8 protein-coding genes are annotated in these 7148 nt (G+C 31.2%); 6 read left to right on the top strand and 2 right to left on the bottom strand.

The window, feature by feature from the left end:
* Positions 1-760 (top strand): AIPR family protein (locus tag GJV77_RS10635; RefSeq protein ID WP_193563679.1); only part of this gene is annotated, 760 nt, incomplete at its 5' end.
* A gap of 36 nt (positions 761-796) precedes the next feature.
* Here the strand turns inward: GJV77_RS10635 and GJV77_RS10630 are convergent.
* Together GJV77_RS10630 and GJV77_RS10625 are read right to left on the bottom strand one after the other, a co-directional pair.
* The gene (locus tag GJV77_RS10630) at positions 797-2104 is read right to left on the bottom strand and encodes a phospholipase D-like domain-containing protein (protein WP_155036336.1); all 1308 of its coding nucleotides are present in this window, start codon (positions 2102-2104) and stop codon (positions 797-799) included.
* A gap of 106 nt (positions 2105-2210) precedes the next feature.
* Positions 2211-3056 (bottom strand): RteC domain-containing protein, encoded by an 846-nt coding sequence (locus GJV77_RS10625; RefSeq protein WP_155036335.1) that lies wholly within the window; start codon positions 3054-3056, stop codon positions 2211-2213.
* A gap of 195 nt (positions 3057-3251) precedes the next feature.
* Here GJV77_RS10625 and GJV77_RS10620 point away from each other — a divergent pair, with 195 nt between their 5' ends.
* From GJV77_RS10620 to GJV77_RS10600, 5 genes are all read left to right on the top strand, one after another.
* The gene (locus tag GJV77_RS10620) at positions 3252-3569 is read left to right on the top strand and encodes a hypothetical protein (protein ID WP_155036334.1); all 318 of its coding nucleotides are present in this window, start codon (positions 3252-3254) and stop codon (positions 3567-3569) included.
* 4 nt (positions 3570-3573) lie between these two features.
* A complete protein-coding gene (locus tag GJV77_RS10615) occupies positions 3574-4209 on the top strand; it encodes a hypothetical protein (RefSeq protein ID WP_155036333.1) in 636 nt (211 codons plus the stop codon).
* Positions 4194-4952, top strand: coding sequence for a sensor histidine kinase (locus tag GJV77_RS10610; RefSeq protein WP_155036332.1), 759 nt, complete (start codon positions 4194-4196; stop codon positions 4950-4952). Before GJV77_RS10615 ends, GJV77_RS10610 begins: the two co-directional genes overlap by 16 nt.
* Positions 4939-5586: a response regulator transcription factor gene (locus GJV77_RS10605; protein WP_240142855.1), complete on the top strand. Its 648-nt coding sequence runs from the start codon at positions 4939-4941 to the stop codon at positions 5584-5586. Before GJV77_RS10610 ends, GJV77_RS10605 begins: the two co-directional genes overlap by 14 nt.
* A gap of 87 nt (positions 5587-5673) precedes the next feature.
* A complete protein-coding gene (locus GJV77_RS10600; RefSeq protein ID WP_155036331.1) occupies positions 5674-7146 on the top strand; it encodes a MauE/DoxX family redox-associated membrane protein in 1473 nt (490 codons plus the stop codon).
* Positions 7147-7148: the final 2 nt, after the last annotated feature.

The following is a 7148-nucleotide window of genomic DNA, read 5'->3' as shown; positions in this document are numbered from 1 at the left end:
TCCGAAATCACTGGCACAAATCAAACCGGAATATCCAGGTGCAGAGTTTAATTTTGGAAGATTTGCTGATTACATCAATGATTTGCTAGATAGAGATGGGCTGGCTATCTCTGAATTATACTTTAAAGCGGCTATTTCTAAAGTTATTATGTTTAGAGCTGTTGAAAAGATGGTATCTGACGCACCTTGGTATGATGGAGGATATAGAGCACAGACAGTAACCTATTCAATTGCTTATTTATCAGCATTGTTTCAGTATTCTGGTTTAGTTTTTAATTTTGAAAGTATATGGAAAGAACAAGCCTTGCCAAAAGCTCTAATTAAAATATTAGAAAATATAACACAAAAGGTATACAAACGAATTACTAATCCGCCGTCGGGACATGCTAACATTTCTCAATGGACAAAGCAAGAATCTTGCTGGTTAGCAGTAAAGGACTTAGCAATAGATATTGATGAGATTGATGAATCTTTATGTGTTACTGTTCAAGAAAAACTATACAAAAGAAAAGAAGATAGTCAAAATAAAAAGATTGATAATGATATCGACAAACAGGTTAAGGTATTAGAAATAACAGATGAGGTCTGGATAAAGATGTATGATTATTTTAAAAATAATAAATCTGTAAAAAGATTGTCATCAAAACAGATAGGAATATTGGAAAGTAGAGCTAATGGAAGAATTATTGTGCCAAGTGAGATGCAATCTAAGATACTTTTCATGATTTATGAAACAGCTTTAGATGAAGGAGCTATATAGATATGATTAAATAGCTACTACTCAAAGAGTAGCTATTTAACTTTCCTGATCTAATGAAACAGGCTCTCCTTTGATAAAATTTTCAAACGAGTCTATTGGAGCAAAGTCAATATAAATGGTAGAATAATCCCCTTTTTTTCTCCAGAGTCTAACTGAATCTGTTTCTTTTTTTCGTAGCCATTCTCGAGTTACAAGGGTTCGATCCTTCAACCCTAATACATCCACAAGTAACCACTGTCCAAGAGCAGCTTGTCCATAGCGCTTCCCGTTTTCATCCACTTCTGTATTGCTACCTGATTGTAAGCCTTTCATATTACTTTGAGTAACAAGTGCTGGTATGCGTTTGCCATTGGGTAATTGAAGATGAAAGCGCACTTCAGGTCTATCTTTTTTATCTCCTTGAAAAGCTTCTCTTTCTTTTTCAAATTCAAAAATATTTGCAGTAAAAAAGTCTGGATTCTTTTCATGAAATTCTCTAGGTATTGGAATATATACTTCATTTAAAGGCCTTGGAATACCACTTCCTTTGGATTTTGGAGCCGCATTCCATGCGTTTAATCCAGATTTTTCTTCCACTTCTTGGCTTCTGTAGGAATACAAAGGTAAGAACACTTCAACAATGTCTTCCTCCTTGATTGTTTGAGCCTTTCCTAAAAGAGTCATATACGCCTCAAGTAAAAAATCAAAAGGATTTTCAATAATATCAACTTTAAATTGATCAAGTAGTAAACTATCCTTTTTACTTGAATCAAATTTTTGCCAGATTTGAGAATCAGCAAAAGTAAATTTGTAATCTTTTAATCCATCCGACCAAGAGAATGCAGAATTTGTACAAGAAAAATCTTTTAGATTACTTGTATCAATTAAAGGATAGGCGCACTCATTAATTAGAAAGTGTCCCTCATCACGGGTTACATAATGGTAGATGTTAGAGTCGGGGTTTAATCCAAGCCTTTGGTAATCTGTAATTAATCGTTCATTTCTGATTTGAGATAGAGTATGAGCTAGAGCTTCATGGTTCATTTTTACAGCATTGATATCATCTTGATATCTTTTGAGTTGCATGGTTTTTTGAAAAGAAGGTCTACTTCCCATCCAAGTTTTAAGACCAATACCAATTCGTTGTCCTTGTATAATTGACAATACATCATGTGGCGTATTTCCAATATCAACATTCTGACAATCAAAAGCTCTTGCAAAGACAGTTTCTTGAAACTTAGAATCTAGATAGGGTATAGGATCTCCTTGTTTTTGTCTAAACAGGTTAGACAAGGCTCCATATACTTGTAGAAACTGAATATATTCTTGTTGTTGCTCTTTAGAATAGTTTGCCCAAATACTCATTTTTTTGCAGTAAGGTATTAGATTAATTGTCTAAAGATATCAAATATATTAGGATTAAAATTTAGTAATGAACATATTTTGTTAGTATCCAATCAGCATATTTGATTCAAATTTCTTTGTTCATATACTCTTCTAGTGTTTCTTTTAGTTTATCTAAATAGCTGGTTTTTGATTTAGCCCTTGTTTTCATCCGGTGAAAGGCATGATGTATATCCAAGAGTGTAATTCCAAATAATTGTTGGAAGAGCACCGCAATTTTGCGTATTTCAAGTTTTCCATTATTTATTGAACCTGATACATATAAAGCATAGATGAGTTCTATAAGTGCATTTTGAGATTCTGACCAAACAAGTGTCTCTGATATGGATGGACAAGGTTGATTTCTTCTTAATTGTGTATCTATTTTCTCTTGTAGATAATATTGCAATAGATTATGAGCGAGTATTCGAGAGACCTTGTAATCATAGTAAGTAGAAAAAAGAGTATCTATTTCAAAAGCGAAGCTGTTGATGCCAATAAGTGGCGTAATTTTACCTAGAGTGAAATATTCTAGATCTTTATCCGATCGGTTTGATTTGTAGTATTTATAGAAATCACACTGACTAAAGTGTTTTTTATATTCCAAATTCAGTTCTTCTATTTTTTCAAGGTAATATTTATGCTGAGAGGTATAATCTAAAGGACAACTCAATTCTATCCTATAAACTTTATTGTAAAAAATTAGCTTACTAAGGATTTTGGGTTTAATAACTTTAAAAAAAACAACTTCATCTGATTGATTCGTGAAGCCATTTTTTAGAATAGTGGATTTTATATTCAGAAGTACAAGCTGAATAAAATGTATTATTTCTAGTGTTTTTTCAATAGTAATAGATTCTAAAAGACCTAATTCTGCTTCTTTACTTTTAATTGAGTTTAAAGCATTTTTTAAAATCATGTTTTGATGTTCCATAATTATTGAGTTTGGTTGGTTAATTATGACTATCGCAAGGATAAAAAACATGTTTAGTATTTGCCTTTTTAAAATAACACAAAGTCACTTTACTAATCAATACGTGAAAACACGATAAAATATGCGGAAAACACGTATTGCATCTTAATTGAATATTATAAATATTTACATTATTAACTTTAAATGCTTAATTTTATGAATGTTAACAAGGATTCAGGAACACAAATTAGCCTTGATAAGGCTATTGAATTTACCCATGCTTACCAAGAGAATAATCCAAGTTTACCAAAGAGTTACTCTGTAGGACTTGATAAGTTAAATGAGTTACTTGAGCAAGAAGGCTGCATTGGACTTCGGATTTATCCAGGATTAAATTCTGATACGAATCAAAGTAATTTGGTCTTGGTGGGTGTGGATGAGAGTGGAGAGGATATGACACAAGGAATTATACTAGAACACCTTGTTCTTTGTCCTCCTTTATGTCCCAAGGATAGTCAATTAGTAAAAAAATGAATTAATGTTTTACAGCATACTCTTATATGTAACACTTATAGCGGGATGTACTCCACTTGGTTTGTTTTTGGCTGGTCATAAGTATAACAATCAAGCAAATAGAGTGGTTCTACCTTTAGTTGGACTTATGACATTTTCATCTGCGTATGAATACGTGGTGAGTCTAAAAATGGGAGTTAGCGTTGTATTATGGTATCTGATTTATCCAGCTTTTGAGTTTGCAACTTTATATTTTTTATTTGAAAACTATATAACCCAAAGACCTAAATGGCTTTTTCATAGTCTATTGGGTCTTTTTCTTTTATTTTATATTTTGTCTTTATGCTGTTTTGATACTGACTCATATTTAATGTCTACCGGAATAAATAAAATATACAGTACTTTTTTTGTCTTGCTGTGTACCTTTTTGTGGGTTAGACAGGTGTCAAATCAGAAGAAGATTTTAAAGCTATACAATGAGAGTCAGTTTTTTATTGTAATGGGGCTTTTCTTTTATTATGTCACAACGATTTCTGTATTTACTCTTCTTGGCTTTATTGATAAAAGCGATTTATATATTTATGATTATTGGCTGGTTAATATTATAGCAAGTTTGATTTTAAGAATAACAATATCTATCGGTGTATGCAAAATGATTTAAACTTATTTTTTTGGCTAGGAACTTTCATTATGATCTCTTTAGCTATTATGGTTATTATTCTAGTTATTTTCTATCAAAAAAAGATAGTAAGACACCATAACGAGCAATTAAAAGAACAATTAAGAACCAATCTTATTGTTGAGCACAAAGAAAGGGAACGTATAGCAAAAGAGTTGCATGATGGGCTTTGTAGTGATCTAGCAACTATACAAAATCTAGTTTCAGTTTTAGAACTCAGTCCCAATAAGAATATGCAGGCTGAAACAATAGCAGATTTGCGCGATGGTGTCCAACTGTGTTATGATGAGGCACTGAGAATAAGTTATAATTTAGCTCCTCCGTTAGTTAATGATAACACCATTAGCGTTCTTTTGAACAATTATATAAAAAGAGTCTCAAAAGTAAGTGATCTTGAGTTCACGTTTATATCAAATAAGCCAACTTTTGTACTAAATGAAATTCAAAAATTTGAACTCTACCGGATTGTACAAGAGTTAATCCATAATATCATTAAACATAGTTATGCAAAAAAAGCAATGATTAATCTTGTTTGGCAAGATGATTCATTATGTCTACATCTTGTTGATGACGGTGTTAAATATAGCTTTGATAATCAAAATAAAGGACTTGGTCTATCAAATATAAAAGCTCGTATTGTACAGCTACAAGCCGAATTTATCCATGATTCTACAGATGATGGGAACGATATTAGTATAACAATAAAAAGAAATGAATATGATTAGAATAGGAGTAGTAGATGATCATAAGTTGTTTCGGAAAAGCTTTTTACGTTTGCTTTCTCAAGTTGAAGATGTAGAAGTTTTGTTTGATTGCTCCAATGGTATTGAGCTATTTGAGAGACTAAAAACCACAGAGATAGATATTGTTTTTTTAGATATTCAGATGCCAATAATGGATGGTTATCAAATAGCAAATTTACTTGAAAAGGATTATCCAAAGATTAAAATTCTAATACTTACTAGTTTTGATGATTCTTATAGTATAGAGCGAATGCTTAAGTATAATATATCAGGTTATTTGACAAAGAATATTTCATTTTCAAAACTCAAAAATGCCATTTATGCTGTAAAGTCTGATGGGCTTTATTATGACAATCAAATCCGAGATATTGTGGATCAAATAGAGGATCAAAAAACATCTCAACAGGTTGTTTTATCTGACAAAGAAATTGAAATAATCAGGCTTTATGCCATGCAGTACACTGTTAAACAAATTGCTGAAATGCTTAATTTAAGTACAAGAACTATTGAAAAATATAAGGAAACATTGATGCAAAAAACAGATTCTAAGAATTTTATTGGAGTTATCTTATATGCCTTGCGATGGCATTATATTGAGGATAGTGATTTCAAGTAGTGAAAACACGATAAAAAAACCGTGAAAACACGTATTGATTTGAATTATAGTGAATTGTAGTTTTGATTATCCCAAAATGCAATGACTATGAAAGCCAAATACGTCCTTATAATATCCTACTTCTATATTTTACTTTTTGTATATGCAGCCATAAGTAAGCTCATTACCTTTGAAGCTTTTCAGGTTCAACTAACACAGTCCCCACTGCTTAGCGCTTACGCCAATATCATTGCTTATTTAGTGCTAGGAGCCGAACTATTATTTGCTTTACTGCTTTGTATTAAAACAACAAGACTCCTAGGGCTCTATCTCAGTTATGGGCTTATGGTTGCATTTACCCTCTATATTTATTTGATATTAAACTACAGCGATTTCATTCCTTGTTCTTGTGGCGGAATACTTGAAAAAATGGGATGGAACGAGCATCTGTGGTTTAATTTGATAGTGAGTATTCTTGGATTTGTTGCAGTTTACATATTGCAAAACAATACCAAGAAATTTTATCTTAGAATCATAATTATTACACTGATTAGTAGTGTAGTGCTAATTTTGCTGTTCACCTCTTCGGAGTATATTATTAAAAAGCAAAACCCTTTTGTTAGACGTTATTTACCCCATGGAGTAATACAAGATGAAACTTTAGATTTACAGGTAAACTCTTTTTATTTTTCAGGCTTTTACAAGGACAATATTTATCTGGGTAATTATACTGCACCTCTAAGATATATAGAGATTGATTCTCTAATGCAAAGGCAAGATTATTCAATCACAATAGACTCCATAAATCTAGCTTATTCTAATCTAAGATTTAAAACGTTATATCCTCATTTTTACCTAGCTGATGGTACAACACCAATTATTTTTAAAGGAGTTTTAAATGACCTGAAAAAGCGAAAAACAACTGGTATATTAAGCTATAAAGATGTTTACTTTTCTGATATGGTTCCAGTTGACTCTACAACTATTGCTTTTAAAGGACAAAGTAGCCAAGATTATAAAAGCGTATTAGGTCTTTTAAATAGCGAAGGTCCAGTACAAATTGATTTGAACACGAATTTGTTAGAATCAACTTCAGATGGAGTGTTTGATACTGACGGAATATTAGTGTACAATAAAGAATATGAAAAGTTTATTTATACATATTACTATAAAAATAAATTCATTCAAACTGATAATAAACTTATTGTTATAAATGAACAAAGTACAATAGATACAACACAAATGAAAAAAATATCAGCTACTAAATTGTCTACAGGAGAAAATAAAATGATTACCCCTATAAAAGCAATTAATTCAATAGTTGTAACACATAGAAACTTACTGTTAATAGTTTCCAATTCTATGGGACAAAACGAATCTCGAAAAATGTGGAGGCAAGCGAGTATTGTAGATGTATATGACTTTGTAAATAATAGTTATCTCGGAAGTTTCTATATCAACCACCTAGGGGACGATAAACTATCTGATTTAATTATAACGGATCATTATCTATATGGTTTGTTTGATAGAAAACTTGTACGTTTTAAAATGGCCAAATTACTTATAGACAAGTTTTATTAAGG

The organism is Myroides pelagicus (assembly GCF_009711055.1).
Classification (GTDB): Bacteria; Bacteroidota; Bacteroidia; order Flavobacteriales; family Flavobacteriaceae; genus Flavobacterium; species Flavobacterium pelagicum.
The sequence above is the reverse complement of the archived record's forward strand: the minus strand, read 5'-3'. Positions and strand labels throughout refer to the sequence as shown.